This is a genomic window from Vreelandella glaciei (assembly GCF_013415125.1).
Classification (GTDB): Bacteria; Pseudomonadota; Gammaproteobacteria; order Pseudomonadales; family Halomonadaceae; genus Vreelandella; species Vreelandella glaciei.
Window position 1 is genome coordinate 146,327 of sequence record NZ_JACCDE010000003.1, and the last position, 18,458, is coordinate 164,784.

Below are 18,458 nucleotides of genomic sequence, written 5' to 3' on the forward strand. Positions count from 1 at the left end.
TGCAACTTACTGAACATTCATACAACATACTTGTTTAATAACTAGCTAGCCCTCGGAGCAAAGCTCACTCCATGCATCTCACCCGATTTACCGATTATTCGATACGCGTATTGATTTTTCTCGCTGTAAAGGGAGAAAAGCGCTCAACTATTAATGAGATCGCAGAGACCTTTGATATCTCCCGCAATCATTTGATGAAAATCGTTCAGGAGCTTAGTCAGAAGAACTACGTTACCGCTATTCGTGGCAAGAATGGCGGCTTACTGCTGACACGTGACCCCGCAACCATTGGGTTAGGCGAGCTGGTACGCGAGATGGAAAATGACATGGCGTTAGTGGAGTGCTTTCATAGCGACAATGCCTGCATCATTACACCAGCATGTCGCCTTCAACCGATTCTTAATGATGCACTGTCAGCATTTCTAGACGTGCTCGACCGCTACACATTGGCCGACCTGCTGGGCAGCCAACAATCTCAATTGGCGCAACTTATGCGCATTCCTACCGTTAGCACTTAGCACTTAGCACTTAGCACTTAGCACTTAGCACTTAGCACTTTCTAGCCATCCTGCCCGTCAACGCGCGCCTGCATCAACGGCCAAGTGTAGTGCACTAGGAATATTGCGTAGGCCACGCACCAGAAGATAATGCTCAGCGTGTAAGTCCAGTGGGTGATCTGGGGAAATAACGCTAATAGAGGTGAGCGCACCAGGGCGGCTATTAGCATTAAGCCCAGCGCCACACCAATACCGGGCAAAGTGCGTATGGGGCGGCCCGTATGACCTAGCGAAACTCTGGCCATCATGGCCAGCATCATGGTGCCCATGCCACCAATGGTCAGGGCGTGCACGGCAAGTTCAACGCGCATCAGCCCCATGAGTGCCAAGACCCACATGATAAGCCCTAGCGGAATGCAGGCGTAGCTGCCGTGCAGCCCCCAAAGTAAAGGTTCACGCCAACTATGTAACCCACCCCAACGCGCCATGCGAACAGTGTTGGCCAACGCCGCTAAGAGCATCACTCCCCCCATTAATAAAGCAGGAATGGCAACCCCCAACATGATGACCAACTGCAGCACGACTACGCCAGCCGTATTCACCAGCGTCACCCCTTCGAGCAAAGCAATAGGTTCAGGTTTGGTGCGGCCCAAACGATTGGCAGTGAACATGGCAATCACACGTCCGCCCACTACGGTCATCATCAGTGTGATTAACAGTACGGCCAAGTAGGCGGCTTGGCGGATCAGCTCGGCGTCACCCTGCATCACCCCTAAGTGCATCGCCAGGTTAGCCGTGGCAAACAGCAACAGCACAGGTATAAAGATCAAGTTGCGCCAACGCTTTGCGGTAATAACCAGACGCGCCATAGTAATGGCGACCACTGGAAGAAATGCAAGGTCAACCGCCAGCAGCAGCCATCCTGGCAAATCCATGGGAAAAGCCATCAGCACTCTACCCAATAGCCATAGCACCACCAGACCCAGTAGCGGCGCGCCGCTTAAGCTCGGCAATCCGGTCCAGTTGCGTACGGCAGTAAGCAAAAATCCCGCTACCACCGCCGTGGCAAAGCCAAACAGCATCTCATGCTGATGCCAGAACACCAGGCCGCCATAAGGGCGCAGCAAAATATTGCCGTGCCAGAAGCCCAACCACACCAATAGGGACACCACGCTAAACAGCGCGGCCAGCAGAAAGAAGGGCCGAAAAGCCAGACGCATTAATGGCAGATGCTCAACCTTAGAAGCAGGCTGGGATGAGGTGGTCGTTGGCATGGCGTAATCCCGACTAAATTACTTGGAAATATGATTGTGCGCCTAGCCATCAACAAAGACCATGACATGTATCAAAAATACATCTTATGGCTGGCGTTTACAGACCCAAGGCATTAAGATTCATTTTAAATACTTCTTAATATGCCGAGGGATTAACAGTGCTAACACATGAGCAGGAAAAACTGATCAACGCAACCGCTCCCGTTGTGGCCGAACACCTGAATGCGATTACCCAGCGCTTCTATCCGCTAATGTTTACCCGCTACCCAGAGGTCAAACCGCTCTTTAATGAGGTTCATCAGCAAAGCGGTGGTCAGCCCCGTGCCCTGGCCAACGCTGTTTTGGCCTATGTCCAACTACGCAGCAACCCAGCTCAGGCGCGGGCCACGCTGGATGTTGTGGTCAGTAAACACATCTCGCTAGGCATTCTCCCTGAACAGTACCCTATCGTCGGTGAATGTTTGCTGGCGGCGATTGGCGAAGTACTCGGTGATGCCGTGACACCAGAAATCGCCGACGCCTGGGGCGCTCTGTATAACGAGCTCGCCGCTCTTTTGATCGACCTCGAAGACCAGCGCTATCGTGAGTTTGAGCAGCGTCCGGGCGGCTGGCGCGGTACACGTCGTTTCAAGATCGCCAGCACCCAGCAGGAAAGTGCCTTAATTCGCTCTTTTATTCTTGAGCCCGAGGATGGGGAGCGCGTGGCTGATCACGAGCCAGGTCAGTATATCGGTGTACGTCTAACCATTAATGGCGAGCGGGTTTATCGGCATTACAGCCTCTCAGACACGCCAAATGGCCAAAGCTATCGAATCTCGATCAAACGCGAAGAACAGGGCCAAGTCAGCCGCCATTTCCACGATGTCTTACAACCCGGCGACACCTTGGAACTGTTACCGCCAGCAGGTGACCTCACACTGATTGAAGGTGACGAGCCTCTGCTGCTTGCCAGCGGCGGCGTTGGGCAAACGCCCCTGCTCCCCATGGCTCGCCATGCCTTGTCACTTGGGCGGCAGGTCATCTATCTACACGCCGCCTTGGATGCCGAGCATGATGCTTTTAAAGGCGAATTAGAAGCGCTAGAGAGCGAGTACCCTGAACACCTTCAGGCTGTCCGCATTCATGAGCGCGGCAACGAAGCCGAGCATATTGGTCGTATCGACCGCAGTTTATTAGCTCACTACCTACCAGACCTTAAGACACGCTGCTATTTTGTGGGTCCCCAAGGATTTATGACGGCAATCAATAGTGCTTTGTCTGAATTGGGTGTCGATGAGGATCGCCGCCACTTCGAGCACTTTGGCCCATCGCGCCCTCTCGAAGCAGCCTGACACCTGTCCCCTGGTTAGAGCTTAGGGTTTATTGCCCTAACCCATGCCAACCAGGAAAGCGGGCTGTGGCAAATAGCGGCCCCCATCATATAGGCGAAGATGGCCAACGCCACTAATGCTGCCAAGGCTCGCACCGTTGGCGTTGCCCCGCGCTTAATCGCAATGGTGCCAATACCGATATAGGCCAGCAGCGCCAGTAACTTGGCGCCAAGCCAAGGAAGCTGCCAGGGCCATACGGAAAGCAATACCATCAAGGTCACCCCAAGCCCCAGCAAGGCCGTGTCGATGAGATGGGGCAATACCTTGACCCAACGGGCGTTGAGTCGCGGGCTTTCCTGCACCGACCACCAGGCGCGCACTACGAAGAGCGTGATGCTCAGCGCAGCGGCCGTCATGTGCAGGTGCTTGATGAGGAAATAGTGCTCCATGGTAACCGTCCCTAGCCGACGTTAACCGCATTGCCGTGGTGATCGAAGGCAAGATAGGCGGTGATATTACCCATTTGCAGCGACTCCATCATACGCTGGAGCTGCCGTTCAACCTCGGTATCATCTTCTGGGTCGTCCATGGCTGCAGCGAAGACTAGATCCCATTCAATCTCGGTACGGCGAGACTCCTCGACCAAAGCAGCCATGCTGCTCAGCGCCTCCATCGACTTGTCTACGCATACCACAGGCACCAACACACCCCCTTCACCCTGTTCGAAGCGGCGCCGCTGGTCAGCATCAGGGAAATCAGGCAGCTCTGCGCGAACGAACACAAACAGCAGTCGCTGGGGCTTAGGTTGTTTACGTGCTTCCTGCAGTAAATCGGCAAACGTCGCTATAGTCATAAAAGGAGCCTTATCGCTAGTAGTTAAGAATCAGTAGTTAAGAATCAGTAGGTGAGACTAGTAGATGACGTTACTCGGGTGACTCTACAAAAAGCCATAGCAGCAGCATTATCATCAACAGTGGGATCAGCAGACTGAATGGCGCTGCGCGCCAACCATAGGCTTGGACGACCAGGGGCACCATCCGCAAGGAAAGCCCTACCCCTGCCGCTAAGGCAAGACAAAGCCCCACACAAAGATGCACCCAACGACCAGGCATCCAGCCTTTGGCGTGGGCGATACCGGTAGCAATCACCGCGCCTCCTAATCCGAGCCCAACGCCCACCAGCAGAAATTCCCACGGCTGGCTTGCCATCCCAAACCCGCCCAGCACCAACGCTAGCCCCAGTAATAGCCACTGCACCAAGCGGCAAGTGTCACCTAGCCTGGCGATATACAAAGCCGGCCACACCAGCAGGGCACCACTACACAGCGGTATCAGCACATAGATTGGTTGTTTTGCGAGCAGGGCATAAAGTGTCCAGCTAGCCACCGCTAAAGCGCTTGCCAGTGGCATTAACAGCATAGCGACCAGCATTTGATAACCATCAACTGGCTGTATTGATGCCTTCAACGTGGGAGGCGGCACAGATGACGGCATGGCGTTTCCCAGCAAAGGTATAAAGGCATCGGAAGACATGCCAGAATTGTCGGCAAATACCGGGTGTAGGTCAAAAAACATCGGAGGTAGGCCAGCTATCCCCAAAGGAATAGCCCTCGTATCGAAATGCAGACAGTGCCACACTCCCTTACCTCTTCCGCGCTATCGGAAATGCCATGAAATTACTTCAGCGCTCCCTGGTTGCTCGCATCATTGCGTCCTTACTTGCCATTAGCGGGATGGCACTCATCAGCATCACCCTGACCATGGCAATGTCTAACAGCAGCCGTGGCGATGCGGCCGCGATCAATGTCGCTGGCTCACTACGCATGAATGCCTATCAGATCATGGGGGCCTTGCAGCGCCTGGCGTATGTCCCAGAGGGGGCCAGCGAAGAACAACTCGACGGCCTGATTTCGAGCTTCGATCAGCGTTTGTATGGCACAACGCTACAACAAACAATCCCTGCTGATGATAGCCATGAGCGCCGCCGTCAACTGGAGAAACTTCAGGTCTACTGGCAGCACACGCTTCGCCCGGCATTAGAGACACCACCCTCCGCCACAGCGCTTGACCTGGATACGCTAGAAATGATGATCGTGGCGATGGTCAGTGACATCGAAATTCTAGTGACCTATCTGGAGCAGAGCACCGAGGCCAAGGTGCGACTGCTAGGCATGATGCAAGTGCTTTTCCTGGTACTGATCGCTATTGTCGTTTCGATAGCCCTCTACGATGTTCGCTTCAATCTGGTAGTGCCTTTACGCCAGCTTATGGTACTTGCCCGCGAGGCGGCTCAGCGCAACTTCAAGCCGCGTTCACAGCTTCGCGGCAGCGACGAGTTGGCATTGTTGGGACACACCTTTAACAAGATGTCTGCCGAGTTGGCAACAAGCTATGCCGCATTAGAAGACAAGGTGTCGCGCAAGGAGCAGGAGCTTGAACGCAGCAATCAGGCGCTGCGGGTAATGCACGATGCCAGCCGCTCGCTGTATGGGGGCGGTAATGATCTCTGCTCTAGCGCAGCGCCCATGTTACGCGAACTTGAAAAGCTGCTGGATATTGGCCCGATACGGCTTTCCCTAAACGATCCTTTTGATCAACGGGAAATGCCGGTTTTAGAAACCCACTCGCGTACCCGACCAGAGTATTGCCGTGACCAGGAATGCCACGCCTGCCTAATCGATCCCCGCCCCTTGGAAATAGTGGCCAATAACCGGTCCCAATGCTTACTGCTACCTATCAGCGTAGGCGATACGCTACTAGGCACCTTAGAAGTGTGGTATCCCCAGGAGCGGCTCAACGATAGCACCCGTCGGCTGCTCACCATGTTAGCCGACCAGCTCGCCACGGCGGTGTACCTGCAGCGGCGTATCGAGGAGCAGCAGCACGTCACGTTGATCAACGAGCGAACCATCATTGCGCGCGAACTGCACGACTCTCTAGCCCAATCACTCTCTTATCTCAAGATGCAGGTCGCCCGTCTCGAACGCATGCAGCAAAAAGAGGCAACCCGCGAGGCGCAGTCTGCGGTATTCGACGAACTACGTACCGGCTTGAACAGCGCCTATCGTCAACTGCGTGAGCTACTCACTACGTTCCGGCTCAAACTTGAGGGACCGGGGCTGCAGTTTGCCTTGCGCCAGACCATCGAGGAGTTTAGCCAGCGCATGGGGGTAGCGGTCGACCTTGACTACGATGTGCCGCCTTATCTGCTTAACCCCAATGAAGAAATTCACGTCCTGCAGATCATTCGCGAGGCGCTGGCCAATACCCACAAGCATGCCCAAGCCCACTGGGCTGGGGTCACTGTGCGTTTCGCCGATGCTCGCCTGCTAGTGCGTATTGAGGACGACGGCATCGGCCTTGAAGACGATAGTTCGCCGCCGATGCACTACGGCTTGGTGATCATTCGCGACCGTGCCACTACCCTGAACGGGAAGCTGAGCATCGCCAATCGCCCCACGGGCGGCACCAGTGTTGAGATTGTGTTTACGCCGTTGACCGCTCGCTTAATTCAGCAGCAGCCTGTGACGGCTGCCCCCGACTCTCACTTAGGTACAGGGACTTCTTAATGACGCTGACCACCGCCAACGATACACCCGCCAGCCTGATGATTATCGACGACCACCCGCTACTACGGCGTGGCGTGATTCAACTGCTTGAACTAGAAGACGACCTTGAATTGGTTGGTGAGACGGGCGACCCAGAAGAAGGCATTGCGCTGGCCCTCAAACTTGAGCCTGACCTGGTTCTACTTGATTTGAACATGCCAGGCGTCAATGGCTTAGAAGCCTTGCGCCGCCTACGGGAAGCTAACTATAGCGGCCGGGTGGTGATGTTTACTGTTTCCAACCATGAGGATGATGTTGTCGCTGCGCTGCGCAACGGTGCCGACGGTTACCTGTTAAAGGATATGGAGCCTGAAGACATGGTTCGCCAGCTGCGTCAGGCTGCTTTGGGGCGCATGGTCATCAGCGAAAGCCTGACCGCCCTACTCGCTGAAGCCCTGCGTAATCAGCGCAATGCGCCCACCACCCCGGATATTCATAGCTTAACGCTGCGTGAACGCGAAATTCTGCAACAGCTTGCTGGCGGCCTCTCCAATAAGCTCATCGCGCGCAAGCTGGATATTACCGAAGGCACGGTCAAGGTTCACGTCAAGCACCTGCTCAAAAAGCTCAACTTACGCTCGCGTGTCGAAGCCGCCGTCTGGGCAGTCCAGGAAGGTATCGATCACTAGTCGATTCTGTGTGGTTACCTCCAAAGACTCACAGCATACTTTTGCTCTGACCCGCGCTTACCCCCTCTCTATTTTTTGTCTTTAAAAACAATGAACATGGGCTTTCCAGCGGCTACCTCTCAAGAGGTATGTCGCTGATTTATAGGTTATTTCTCTTAGTTTCCCAATCCCCTTTGCAAGCGTATCTTGCCTTCTAACTGCCAAACGCAGAAAGGTTTGAAGCCAAGGGGAATCCGCCATGAGCAAGAGAAATGCCGACATTGAGAAATGGAATGTCGAAGACGCCCAATTCTGGGAACAGGAAGGCAAGCACATTGCCAACCGCAATCTATGGATATCCATTCCCAGTCTGCTGATGGGATTCGCTGTCTGGATGATGTGGGGAATGATTACCACCCAGATGCAGAACCTGGGTTTTTCGTTCACGGTTAACCAGCTATTTTCCCTGACCGCACTTGCCGGTTTAGCCGGTGCCACACTGCGCATCCCAGCATCGTTCATGATCCGCATCGCTGGCGGGCGTAACACTATCTTTCTGACCACCGCGCTATTGATGATCCCCGCCGCAGGAACTGGTATCGCTTTGATGAACCCAGACACGCCGTTCTGGGTTTTCCAGGCGTTGGCGCTACTTTCCGGTATCGGCGGTGGCAACTTCGCTTGCTCGATGAGCAACATCTCCACATTTTATCCCAGCAAGCAGCAAGGTTACGCCCTGGGCATGAATGCAGGCCTCGGCAATTTCGGCGTCACCGCCATGCAAGTTGTCATCCCGCTGGTAATGACCGTCGGCATTTTCGGCGCTATAGCCGGTTCGCCGATGGAATTGCAAAGCGCCAGCGGCACCTTGATTGGTCGCATCGAAGCGGGAACTGATACCTGGATCCAGAATGCTGGCTTTATCTGGCTCGTTTTTCTGATTCCGCTGGCGTTCGCCGGTTGGTTCGGCATGAACAATCTTCGCACTATTACGCCCAACCCTGGTTCGCCGCTGGCGGCTTTCGGCAAAATATTAGGGCTTTACGGCGTCGGCTTGGTGACCGCCATCGTCGGTATGTTGGCACTTGGCTGGCTTAATATGTGGATTGCCCTGCCGTTAACCATTGTTCTGACTCTAGTGTTGTTGCGCCTGATTCCAGGCGACATCAAGCCCAATATTCAGAAGCAGTTCGCGATATTTTCCAATAAGCACACTTGGTCAATGACCATCCTCTACATTCTAACCTTCGGCTCCTTTATCGGCTTCTCTGCAGCCCTGCCGCTCTCCATCAACGTGATCTTCGGCAACATGATGGAAGCCACTGCCGATGGCACGCTGATTCGCGTGGCTAACCCAGAGGCGCCCAGCGCTTTAACCTGGGCCTGGATAGGCCCCTTCGTGGGCGCCCTGATCCGTCCGCTGGGCGGATGGATCTCCGACAAAGTGGGTGGCTCCATCGTTACCCAAATAATCTCCGCGGTCATGGTGGTCGCCTCTATCGCCACCGGCTACGTGATGATGCTGGCTTACAACGCCGCCGATCCAAATCAATTCTTCTGGCTATTCCTGCTGCTATTCATCGTGTTATTCGCCGCCAGTGGCATCGGCAACGGCTCTACCTTCCGCAGCATCGGGGTTATTTTCGACCAGCAGCAGAAAGGCCCGGTACTTGGCTGGACCTCAGCCGTCGCTGCCTATGGCGCCTTTATCGCCCCGCGGGTAATGGGCGAGCAAATCCAGGCCGGCACACCGGAACTTGCCATGTATGGTTTTGCGGTCTTCTACGCCATCTGCCTGGTCATCAACTGGTGGTTCTACCTACGCAAGGGTGCCTACGTCAAAAACCCTTGAATACAACTTGCCTCTTTACGCCCGGAGCCAAGCTCCGGGTCTTCACTCCCTACCCCACTGCGGGAGGACACCATGAAAATCATGATCGCCTATGACGGTTCGCGAAACGCCAAGCTGGCACTCGCTCAAGTCGTCACTATGTTCCGTTGTAACCAACCCCTGCTGGTACTGGTCGGCGTGGTGGAGAACCCACTCGACGCTACCGATAGCAACGAAACGCTTTTTCAGCAGGAACGCGATGAGGTTAAACGGCACCTTCAAGAGGGTGTGGCATTCGCCATCGGCGAGGGCTTCCAGGCCGAGCAGCTTCTCGCCGAAGGGGATGCGCGCAAGATGTTGCTGCAGGCCACTCGCAAACTCTCGCCAGACCTACTGGTTATTGCCCGCCATAGCCATCAGCCGGACGGCGGCATCATCGCCAAGTCGTTAACTTATTTTGTTGATGAACTCGACTACATGACTTTCGGCAGCGTCAGCTCGTTCCTGGCCCGGCGCGCCGAGTGTCCCTTGTTGATCCTACCCAGCCCTTGAACAGCCCCTCCCCCTCTTTTTGGTACAAACCACCTTTGGGACACAGGACGATACGACCATGAAAGTTTCCGCTGTATTCAAGTTTCGCAGCCCCGAGATTCGGGCCTTGCACCTGACCTGGATTGCCTTCTTTATTACCTTTTACGTGTGGTTCAACATGGCGCCGCTCGCGTCGAGCATGCTCAAGAGCGTCGACTGGCTGACCACGGATGATCTCAAGCTGTTCGCCATCTGCAACGTGGCCTTGACCATTCCCGCCCGCATCATCGTCGGCATGGCGCTGGATCGATTCGGCCCGCGACGGGTGTTCTCGGTGCTCATGGTCACTATGGCGCTACCGGCGTTGGCGTTCGCTTTCGGTAACAGCATGACGCAACTGCTGGTGGCGCGCCTGGTGCTGAGTTCGATTGGTGCCAGCTTTGTGGTCGGTATCCACATGACCGCGCTGTGGTTCAAGCCGAAAGACATCGGTTTCGCCGAGGGCTTTTACGCTGGTTGGGGTAACTTCGGCTCCGCCGTCGCGGCCATGTCGCTGCCGACCATCGCCTTGAGCATGTACGGCGGCCCCGATGGCTGGCGCTGGGCAATTGCCCAGAGCGCTATTGTGATGGCAGCCTACGGCGTTTACTACTGGTTCGCGATCACCGATGGCCCGGACGCTAAAGCCCACCGCAAGCCACGCAAAACCGCCGCTATGGAAGTGAGCTCCTGGGGCGATATGATCAAGCTGATTATCTGGACAATCCCGCTGGTCGGCGTACTCGCGATTCTGGTCTGGCGCATCCAGTACATGGGCTATTTATCGGTCACTGGTGCGGTCATCGCTTACCTCACCATCGTAGCGATCGTCATTTATCAGATAGTACAAATCCTACGGGTCAATCTGCCGATTCTACGCAAGGGTGTACCTGAGGATGATAAGTACTCATTCAACAGCGTGGCCGCGCTTAACAGCACTTACTTTGCCAATTTCGGCGCTGAGTTGGCGGTGGTATCGATGCTGCCCATGTTCTTTGAGGAGACCTGGGGGTTGAATGCCGCCACGGCCGGCCTGATCGCGGCGTCTTTCGCTTTCGTCAATCTGGTCGCACGCCCCATGGGCGGCATGGTTTCCGACCGCATGGGTAACCGGCGTTTCGTAATGCTGTGCTACATGTTTGGCATTAGCGTTGGGTTCTTGCTGATGGCCATGCTCAATTCGAGTTGGCCACTCATTCTGGCCATTGCGGTGACCATCGGCACCTCGATTTTCGTGCAAGGGGCTGAGGGGGCAACCTTCGGTATCATTCCCTCCATCAAACGCCGCATCACTGGGCAGATCTCGGGCATGGCGGGCGCTTACGGTAATGTTGGCGCGGTGGTCTACCTAACCATCTTTACGTTTGTCACACCCTCGCAGTTCTTCTACATCATCGCGACGGGTGCCTTCATCAGTTGGGTGATCTGCCTAGTGTGGCTCAAGGAACCAGAAGGCGCTTTCGACGACGAGTACTATGTCTCTTCAGTCGATAGGGCCATCGAAGAACAAGCGCTACAGAATGCGAAACCTTGAACATTCAGACCATCGTTAATTAACACACATAACCCGGGGTGTCAGAGCAGATGACCAAGATAGCTCCCTGGGTTACCAACTCAGGCAGTTGCCGGATAGCGGCGTTACAGATTAAGCACAATCATGACGGTATCTGCTTCATCTTTGGTTGACTGGACCACGAAACCAAACTCTTTCGCCATTTCTCGCATGGCATGGTTTTCTCGCAGAACATCGGCAAAGACCTGCTGAAGGCCATTTTCACGCGCATAGTCGATCATCTGCTGCATAAGCCGATAGCCAAGCCCGGTGCCCTTCATGTCACTACGCACCATGATCGCAAACTCCGCCTTTTCCTTGTCGGGATCAGCAGACAAACGGACAACACCCACGATTTCCTGTTTACCTTGTGGCATCGCAATAAACGCCATTTCCCGATCATAATCGATCTGAGTCAGCCGGGCGGCGAAGGCATGGTCGAACCGCCGGATGGCGGCAAAGAAGCGTAGGCGCACATCATCGGACGTGGAATGACGAAGCATATCCACCAGCGCACCCTCATCTTCGGGACGAATGGGGCGCAGTGAATAATGCTGGCCAATGCGTGTTTCGATAGTTTGCTCAAGTTGCTGCGGATAGGGTCGGATGGCAAAAGGAGGCCGCCCTTCACGGTCGGCCCTGACCACGATGCGCGCATCCAAGGCAATCACTCCGGTAGCATCGGCCAGTAGCGGGTTGATATCCAGTTCAACCACGCGATCCAGATCGCTGATCAACTGTGACAGTTTAATGAGCGTGAGAGAAATCGCTTCCAAGTCGGCCGCAGGGCGGTCACGGTAGCCGCGCAGCAAACGTGAGATACGTGTCGCCTGGATCATTTCTTGTGCTAGCAGCGGGTTGAGTGGCGGGAGACCCACCACCCGGTCACCGATTAGCTCTACTGCCGTGCCTCCCTGGCCAAACATAATAATCGGCCCGAAAACGCTATCTTCCGCGACACCTAAAATCAGCTCATGCGCCCCAGGGCGACGAATCATCGGCTGCACATTAAAACCATCTAACCGCGCCTCAGGCGCCACTTGGCGCAGCGTCGCCAGCATATCCTCGGCCGCCTGTGCCACCGCACCGGGCGAGGCCAGGTTCAACTGCACGCCCCCGCTATCAGACTTATGCGAAATATCACGCGAGAGGATCTTCAGCACGACCGGGAAGCCCAACTGCGTTGCTGCCTCACTCGCCTCTTCAGGTGTATGCACAGCAATGGCAGGGACGGTTGGAATCCCATAAGCCGACAATATTGCCGAGGCCTCTGGCTCGGTCAGCACGTTGCGCTCATCTTTAAGGACTTGGTCAATAATAGCGTTCGCGCTGGCTTTATCGATGGTACCGTCAGTGGAAATGGGCGGTGGCGTTTCCATCAACGTTTGCTGGTTTCGCCAGTAGCTGGATAAGTGCCAGAAGGCCCGGATGGCCTGCTCAGGCGTTTCGTAGGTTGGAATTTTTTGTGCCGCAAACAAATGGCGGGCCTTAGCTGGCGCCCCTTCTCCCAGCCAGCAGGTAAGAACGGCCGGACGTTGCGACCCCAGGGTATCAACCACCGCTTGGGCAGCGTCCAGGCTATCTGCGACCGCGGTGGGACAGTTCATAACAAGAATCGCATCCGCTTCTTTCTCGTTAAGCAAGGCTTCAAGTGCGCTTGTGTAGCGTTCCCCCGGCGCATCGCCGAGGATATCGACCGGATTGGCATGCGACCACGTGGGTGGCAGCACACTATCCAAACGCGCTAGCGTTGCTTCAGAAAGCTCGGCCAAGCGACCCTGCATCTCGGCCAGCTCATCCACTGCCAGCACACCGATTCCCCCTCCATTGGTGAGAATAGCTAGCCGGTCGCCTTTAACGTGAATACCGGTGGCCAGGGTGCCTGCGGCTTGAAACAGTTCATCAAGTGTATTGACCCGCAGCATACCTGCGCGCCGAAACGCTGCATCGTAAACGGCATCAGCACCCGCCAGCGCCCCAGTATGTGACAGTGCGGCTTTGGCGCCAGCATCGCTGCGCCCTGCTTTAACCACCACCACAGGCTTATTACGTGAGGCCTTGCGGGCCGCCGATAGGAATTTGCGTGCCTCGGTAATGGCCTCAACATAAAGCAGAATGGAATGCGTCTTGGGGTCGAGGGCCAAGTAGTCGAGCATATCGCCGAAATCGACATCGCTCATCGAACCGAGGGACACCACATGCGAAAAGCCGACCCCCCGCGCTGACGCCCAATCGAGGATAGAAGTAGCCACCGCGCCTGACTGCGTCACAAAGGCGACATTCCCCTTTTGGGGCATGATATGCGCAAAGCTGGCATTGATTCCCCGGTGCGGTGCCAAGACCCCCAAGCAATTAGGGCCAACAATGCGCATCAAGTAAGGCTTTGCCGCATCAAGCATCGCCTGTTTGAGCACTTGGCCATCGGCATGCTCACCTTCACCGAAGCCCGCGGTAATCACCACTGCAGCCCGGCACCCACGCTCCCCAAGCTCGCGAATAAGCCCGGGGACCGTATCTGGTGGCGTCGCAATAATGGCCAAGTCAGGCGCTAGCGGCAGCTCACTTACCGTGTGGTAGTTGAGAGCCGAGCGGATAGCCCGCTCTCTTGGATTCACGGTCAGGATCGGCCCTTCGAATCCGGCATCAAACAAGTTACGCGCCAGCACAGCACCTACTGAGCCTGGGCGATTGCTGGCACCAATCAAAGCGATCGTGGTGGGAGAAAACAACGCATCTAAATTGCGAATTGACATTAAACATCTCCGTCTAGCAATGGCAGGTCAGCGCGGTATGCTGCGCGTTCATCAACGTTAGTTAAGGAAGAAATATTACAGCTAAATCGCCGTTCTCACGCCTTGCATCGAAAAAACATCAAGACGACTATCTAATAAAGTATACCGAGATGGCTACATAAAATTTAACTTGAAATTATTTAAACGAACCATGATGACCGTCAAGTCATCGTGTATCGCGTAAGGCAGCTAGGCCAAGGACATTTATACTGTTTTAACTTCACAGAAGGTTTAACTTCACAGGAGAAACCAAGACAATGGTAATCCCCCTATTTTCAGAGGGTTTCAAAAGTAGAGTTCAGGCCATGCCGATAACTTACCGCTGATATATTCTGGCCCGTAGTGACAACGAATAGAGTGTGGTTTACCACGCCATTCAATGATCTGGTCTAGCGCCCGGATAACTCGTTCAGTGGGCAACGAGATGTCTACTTCGATACCAAGACCTTCTCGGTTAAAGTCGTCGGTCACATTCAGTAGGCGGTAGCGACGACCATCGCTCAGTTGGTCATGCATAAAATCCATAGGCCAGCTGTCATTAATCGTTTCGGGCACCTTTAAAGGCTCAGGCTTCTCGCGGATTAACCGTTTCTTCGGTTTGTTCCGAAGATTCAGCTCCAGCTCGCGGTAAATTCGGTAGACCCGCTTATGGTTCCAACGAAAGCCTTTCACATGACGCAGGTGCAGGAAGCACAAGCCAAAGCCCCAGTTTCTCTGGTTATGCGTCAGCGTGATCAACCAGTCGGCGATTTGATCGTTCTCGCCGCTGAGCTTCGCTTGGTATCGATAGCAACTTTCACTGAGGCTAAACATCCAGCAGGACAGGCGGATGCTGACGTGCTTTTCCATGACGGCTTTCTGCGCCATCTCACGGCGACGAGACGGCTTCACCACTTTTTTCGATCGCTTCCTTGAGGATATCCGCTTTCAATCGTTCCTCGGCATACATTTTCTTGAGCCGTCGGTTTTCATCCTCTAGCTCTTTCAGCCGTGCCACCATGGACGCATCCATACCGCCGAATTTAGCTCGCCACTTAATAGAAGGTCGCGCTGCTCATACCGTGTTTACGGCATAGCTCCGGAACCGGGGCACCGCCTTCGGCTTGCTTAAGGATCGACAGTATTTGGCTGTCTGAAAAACGTGATTTTTTTATGCAGAATCTCCCTTCGTTTAGCTTACGGAACATTCTACTTCTGAGCACCCTGGTTTTTCGGGGGATTACCTTGCTACATAGCTATAAACTATTAATAATAATGAGATTATCATTATCACGTGTGAGAGGACAGAGCTAATACTCCATTAAGACGCTGATGCAATCCTAATTTCATTCGAACGACTTAAACAACGTGCATTTGCCTTATTAACATCTGGAGCCTACGATGGGAACGGTCCCATAAGTAGAGATAAAATGACAACACCTACTCATCAACACGCGACAATCCTTGAGGTTGCACGCGAGGCAGGGGCTTCCAAGACCAGCGTTTCCCGCTACTTCAGTGGAGAACGTGAGCGGCTATCTCCGAACCTGCAGACGAGCATCGCCGCCGCGGCCCAGCGCCTAGGCTACCACCCCAACCGGATGGCCAGTGGCCTCAAGGGTGGTCGCTCGCGGATCATAGGCATGCTTGTGGCAGACATTCGGAACCCGTTCTCGGTGGCAGTGATGCACGGTGTGGAACAAGCCTGCCGCGAGCGCGGCCTCTCACTGATGGTCTGCAACACCGACAATGACTCGGCACTAGAGCGCGAACATCTCGCCCTACTCACCTCTTACCGAGTAGAGGGTCTGGTAATGAACGCTGTCGGCAGCCTGGACCGCGAACTGCAGGCGCTGGTTGAACAGGGCACCCCTCTAGTCCTCCTTGAGCGAGAGTTGAGCCAGGTAGAGGCTGAAGTGGTGGGCCTAGACAACGCTCGTGCGCTCGACTTAGCCCTAGACCACCTCCAAGCCAGGGGTTATGGAGAACTGCTCTACCTGAGCGAACCCCCGGGCCTGGCCAGTCCACGCCAGGCACGCCTTACTCGCTTCCAGCAAGGGGTCGCTGCGCGCGCCCTGGCCGGTGAGGTTCATTGCCAGACACTCGGCGAGACTGAGTCTCTGAACCGTGCTATCGGCAACTTTTTGGCACGTCCCGGCACGCTACCCAAGGCGCTGCTCTGTGCCAACGGCAACGCCACCCTGGCCGCTACCCGGGCACTACATTCCCTAGGCGCCCGACTTGGCGAGACTGGGCTGCTGGGCATCGACGAGCTCGACTGGTGCGAACTCGTTGGCCCCGGCATCACCACGCTGGCCCAGCCCACCGAGGCGATCGGTCGTGCTGCAGTCGAGTGCCTAATGCGTCGCCGTGACACCGGTGGCCGCACCATGCCAGCACGCCGCGTACATTTTCAGGCCAGTCTGATTCCACGTGGCTCTACCTGCCGCTAATCCACTCATTCAGGACTCCTCATGTCCCTTCAATTTTCTCGCTCTCGAATGGTATCGTTCCCACTGTTGCTTTCTGGCACTACAGATTCACCCGCCACCCTGGTCGCCACCTCTGCCTATGGCCACGAGGCCATCGCTGCCCACGGCCATACCGCAGTGCTGTCGTGGCTCGCCGCGGCTGGCGCCGACGGCGTAGAGATCCGCCGTGAGCTGCTGCCGCCTGACTTCGCGGACTTCATCGGCCTAGGTCAGGCCTGCGCCGACCTAGGCCTTGCCATCGTTTACTCCGCACCCGAAAGGCTCTGGGAGGTCGACCGGTTCGCTACGTGTCTGGATAAGCAACTGATCGAGGCCACCGAACTTGGCGCGGGCGCGGTCAAAATCCCCATGGGCCACTACCCCGGTGGGAGTCAGGTCGATTGGGCAGCGCTGCGGGAACGCCTCGCGGCCGCCCCGCCGCTACTGATAGAAAATGACCAGACCCTCGAAGGCGGCACGTTGGAACCCTTGTCCGCCTGCTTGGAAGACGCCGCTTCAGCGGGCTGCCCGCTAGGCATGACCTTTGATATTGGCAACTGGCACTGGACTGGCAATGACCCGTTGGCCGCGGCGCAGCGCCTGGGGCCTTTCGTGCGCTATCTACACTGCAAGGGAGTCGTGTCCGATCAAGGACACCTCAGAGCTAGCGTGCCCGACGATGGTGAACTCGCTGCTTGGCATACGTTGCTAGCCCACTTACCAACTCAAGTCCCCCGCGCTATCGAATACCCCTTACAGGGTCAGGATTTGACGACCATTACCGCTAAACAATTGTCGCGACTGCGCCACCTCTAACTTTCCACCCACGACACAGGAGATCGTCATGATTCGACCTTATGCCGCTCCCGAAATTCTTGCTTTCGGCGAGGCAATGACAATGCTCGTCGCCGAAGCGCCCGGTAAGCTGGCCAACGTCGAATACTTTCAGCGTCGCATTGCAGGCGCCGACACCAACGTGGCCATCGGCCTAGCCCGCCTAGGCTTTCATGTGGGCTGGTTGAGCCGGGTCGGCGACGATGGCTTTGGGCCTTTCATTCGCCAAGCCCTGGAGGCCGAGGGGCTCGACTGCCGCCATCTGCGCACCGACCCCGAACACCCCACAGGCCTTGTCTTCAAGGAGCTTGCCCAAGGCGGTGCAGATCCTCACGTGGAATACTATCGCCGTGGCAGTGCCGCCAGCCACTTGGCACCGACGGACGCCGACAGCGCTCTCATCGAGCGCCCGCGAGCTCGCCGAGACCATGCTTGATCGGGCCCAAGACGCTGATCATGGCCACCGCCCGCCGGGTTGTGGAACTGGCCGACTTTGTCAGGCGCGGCGACTGGCAGAAGAGTATCGGACCTGAGCACTTCGGCAGCGACGTACACGGCAAGACTCTCGGCCTCGTGGGCTTTGGGCGCATCGGCGCAGCTGTGGCCCGGCGCGGCGCATTGGGCTTCGGTATGCAGGTGCGCTACGCCATGGCCTCGCCCAAGCCAGCCCTGGAAGAAGAGTTGGGCGCCGAACGCCGTACACTTGACGAGTTGCTCACCGAGTCCGATTTCGTATGCGTTACTGTCCCACTCTCCGACACCACCCATCATCTAATCGGCGCTCATGAGCTCAGCCGTATGAAGTCTTCGGCGATTCTGATCAATATTGCCCGTGGCCCAGTAGTGGATGAGGCAGCGCTGATTGAGGCGCTGGAGGAAGGACGCATCTGCGCCGCTGGCCTCGACGTCTACACTCGGGAACCGCTGTCGCAGGAGTCACCTCTACCTCACATGAACAATGTGGTAGCGCTGCCGCACATCGGCTCGGCGACCCACGAAACCCGCGACGCCATGGCTCAACGGGCGGTTGACAACCTCACCTTGGCACTATCCGGCAGCCGACCTATTAGCCTAGTCAACGAAGAGGCCTGGGAGGCGCGCCGGGGTGCTTAATTGGGCACTCTTAGACTAAA

Annotated in this window: 15 protein-coding genes and 2 pseudogenes; 11 read left to right on the forward strand and 6 right to left on the reverse strand. The window is 55.8% G+C overall.

What is annotated here, in order from left to right; all coding sequences use genetic code 11:
• The first annotated feature begins 71 nt into the window (after positions 1–71).
• Complete coding sequence (locus tag HZS80_RS03210) at positions 72–518, forward strand: Rrf2 family transcriptional regulator (RefSeq protein ID WP_035558431.1); 447 nt, start codon at positions 72–74, stop codon at positions 516–518.
• A 41-nt stretch (positions 519–559) separates the two neighbouring features.
• On the opposite strand, the gene HZS80_RS03215 is transcribed toward HZS80_RS03210, so the two are convergent.
• A complete protein-coding gene (locus HZS80_RS03215) occupies positions 560–1,771 on the reverse strand; it encodes an NnrS family protein (protein WP_179915153.1) in 1,212 nt (403 codons plus the stop codon).
• A gap of 158 nt (positions 1,772–1,929) precedes the next feature.
• Here HZS80_RS03215 and hmpA point away from each other — a divergent pair, with 158 nt between their 5' ends.
• On the forward strand, positions 1,930–3,102 hold the full coding sequence (gene hmpA / locus HZS80_RS03220; RefSeq protein WP_179915154.1) for an NO-inducible flavohemoprotein: 1,173 nt from the start codon (positions 1,930–1,932) through the stop codon (positions 3,100–3,102).
• A gap of 14 nt (positions 3,103–3,116) precedes the next feature.
• Here hmpA and HZS80_RS03225 read toward each other — a convergent pair whose 3' ends face one another.
• The 3 genes from HZS80_RS03225 to HZS80_RS03235 form a co-directional block, all read right to left on the reverse strand.
• Entirely contained in the window at positions 3,117–3,530 is a 414-nt protein-coding gene (locus HZS80_RS03225; protein ID WP_035558440.1) for a SirB2 family protein, read from the reverse strand.
• Between the two features lie 11 nt (positions 3,531–3,541).
• On the reverse strand, positions 3,542–3,934 hold the full coding sequence (locus HZS80_RS03230; protein WP_008958054.1) for a hypothetical protein: 393 nt from the start codon (positions 3,932–3,934) through the stop codon (positions 3,542–3,544).
• A 70-nt stretch (positions 3,935–4,004) separates the two neighbouring features.
• Entirely contained in the window at positions 4,005–4,655 is a 651-nt protein-coding gene (locus tag HZS80_RS03235; RefSeq protein ID WP_179915155.1) for a hypothetical protein, read from the reverse strand.
• A 95-nt stretch (positions 4,656–4,750) separates the two neighbouring features.
• On the opposite strand from HZS80_RS03235, the gene HZS80_RS03240 reads away from it, so the two are divergent.
• The 5 genes from HZS80_RS03240 to HZS80_RS03260 all read left to right on the forward strand — a co-directional run bounded on the left by HZS80_RS03240 (position 4,751) and on the right by HZS80_RS03260 (position 11,231).
• Positions 4,751–6,649, forward strand: coding sequence for a type IV pili methyl-accepting chemotaxis transducer N-terminal domain-containing protein (locus HZS80_RS03240; RefSeq protein WP_179915156.1), 1,899 nt, complete (start codon positions 4,751–4,753; stop codon positions 6,647–6,649).
• Positions 6,649–7,317 carry a two-component system response regulator NarL gene (gene narL, locus HZS80_RS03245; protein WP_008958057.1) on the forward strand — a complete coding sequence of 223 codons (669 nt, stop codon included), beginning with the start codon at positions 6,649–6,651 and terminating at the stop codon, positions 7,315–7,317. Before HZS80_RS03240 ends, narL begins: the two co-directional genes overlap by 1 nt.
• A 238-nt stretch (positions 7,318–7,555) precedes the next feature.
• The gene (locus HZS80_RS03250) at positions 7,556–9,148 is read left to right on the forward strand and encodes an MFS transporter (protein ID WP_179915157.1); all 1,593 of its coding nucleotides are present in this window, start codon (positions 7,556–7,558) and stop codon (positions 9,146–9,148) included.
• Positions 9,149–9,220: 72 nt separating this feature from the next.
• A complete protein-coding gene (locus HZS80_RS03255) occupies positions 9,221–9,679 on the forward strand; it encodes a universal stress protein (RefSeq protein WP_008958059.1) in 459 nt (152 codons plus the stop codon).
• 58 nt (positions 9,680–9,737) lie between these two features.
• The gene (locus HZS80_RS03260) at positions 9,738–11,231 is read left to right on the forward strand and encodes an MFS transporter (RefSeq protein ID WP_008958060.1); all 1,494 of its coding nucleotides are present in this window, start codon (positions 9,738–9,740) and stop codon (positions 11,229–11,231) included.
• A gap of 104 nt (positions 11,232–11,335) precedes the next feature.
• On the opposite strand, the gene HZS80_RS03265 is transcribed toward HZS80_RS03260, so the two are convergent.
• Both HZS80_RS03265 and HZS80_RS03270 read right to left on the reverse strand, forming a co-directional pair.
• Entirely contained in the window at positions 11,336–14,002 is a 2,667-nt protein-coding gene (locus HZS80_RS03265) for a bifunctional acetate--CoA ligase family protein/GNAT family N-acetyltransferase (protein WP_179915158.1), read from the reverse strand.
• A gap of 336 nt (positions 14,003–14,338) precedes the next feature.
• Positions 14,339–15,195, reverse strand: a pseudogene (locus HZS80_RS03270) (IS3 family transposase); the annotation flags it as partial.
• A gap of 255 nt (positions 15,196–15,450) precedes the next feature.
• Here HZS80_RS03270 and HZS80_RS03275 point away from each other — a divergent pair.
• From HZS80_RS03275 to HZS80_RS03290, 4 genes and pseudogenes are all read left to right on the forward strand, one after another.
• Positions 15,451–16,473: a LacI family DNA-binding transcriptional regulator gene (locus HZS80_RS03275; RefSeq protein ID WP_179915159.1), complete on the forward strand. Its 1,023-nt coding sequence runs from the start codon at positions 15,451–15,453 to the stop codon at positions 16,471–16,473.
• 21 nt (positions 16,474–16,494) lie between these two features.
• Positions 16,495–17,307 carry a sugar phosphate isomerase/epimerase family protein gene (locus tag HZS80_RS03280; RefSeq protein ID WP_246361683.1) on the forward strand — a complete coding sequence of 271 codons (813 nt, stop codon included), beginning with the start codon at positions 16,495–16,497 and terminating at the stop codon, positions 17,305–17,307.
• Between the two features lie 28 nt (positions 17,308–17,335).
• Entirely contained in the window at positions 17,336–17,761 is a 426-nt protein-coding gene (locus HZS80_RS03285; protein ID WP_179915160.1) for a PfkB family carbohydrate kinase, read from the forward strand.
• A 14-nt stretch (positions 17,762–17,775) separates the two neighbouring features.
• Positions 17,776–18,438 (forward strand): annotated as a pseudogene (locus HZS80_RS03290) (NAD(P)-dependent oxidoreductase); the annotation flags it as partial.
• Positions 18,439–18,458: the final 20 nt, after the last annotated feature.

Coding starts and splice junctions, on each gene's coding strand:
- HZS80_RS03210 (WP_035558431.1), top strand. CDS start 72: ATGCATCTCACCCGATTTACCGATTATTCGATACGCGTATTGATTTTT.
- HZS80_RS03215 (WP_179915153.1), bottom strand. CDS start 1,771: ATGCCAACGACCACCTCATCCCAGCCTGCTTCTAAGGTTGAGCATCTG.
- HZS80_RS03225 (WP_035558440.1), bottom strand. CDS start 3,530: ATGGAGCACTATTTCCTCATCAAGCACCTGCACATGACGGCCGCTGCG.
- HZS80_RS03230 (WP_008958054.1), bottom strand. CDS start 3,934: ATGACTATAGCGACGTTTGCCGATTTACTGCAGGAAGCACGTAAACAA.
- HZS80_RS03235 (WP_179915155.1), bottom strand. CDS start 4,655: ATGTTTTTTGACCTACACCCGGTATTTGCCGACAATTCTGGCATGTCT.
- HZS80_RS03240 (WP_179915156.1), top strand. CDS start 4,751: ATGAAATTACTTCAGCGCTCCCTGGTTGCTCGCATCATTGCGTCCTTA.
- narL (WP_008958057.1), top strand. CDS start 6,649: ATGACGCTGACCACCGCCAACGATACACCCGCCAGCCTGATGATTATC.
- HZS80_RS03250 (WP_179915157.1), top strand. CDS start 7,556: ATGAGCAAGAGAAATGCCGACATTGAGAAATGGAATGTCGAAGACGCC.
- HZS80_RS03255 (WP_008958059.1), top strand. CDS start 9,221: ATGAAAATCATGATCGCCTATGACGGTTCGCGAAACGCCAAGCTGGCA.
- HZS80_RS03260 (WP_008958060.1), top strand. CDS start 9,738: ATGAAAGTTTCCGCTGTATTCAAGTTTCGCAGCCCCGAGATTCGGGCC.
- HZS80_RS03265 (WP_179915158.1), bottom strand. CDS start 14,002: ATGTCAATTCGCAATTTAGATGCGTTGTTTTCTCCCACCACGATCGCT.
- HZS80_RS03275 (WP_179915159.1), top strand. CDS start 15,451: ATGACAACACCTACTCATCAACACGCGACAATCCTTGAGGTTGCACGC.
- HZS80_RS03280 (WP_246361683.1), top strand. CDS start 16,495: ATGTCCCTTCAATTTTCTCGCTCTCGAATGGTATCGTTCCCACTGTTG.
- HZS80_RS03285 (WP_179915160.1), top strand. CDS start 17,336: ATGATTCGACCTTATGCCGCTCCCGAAATTCTTGCTTTCGGCGAGGCA.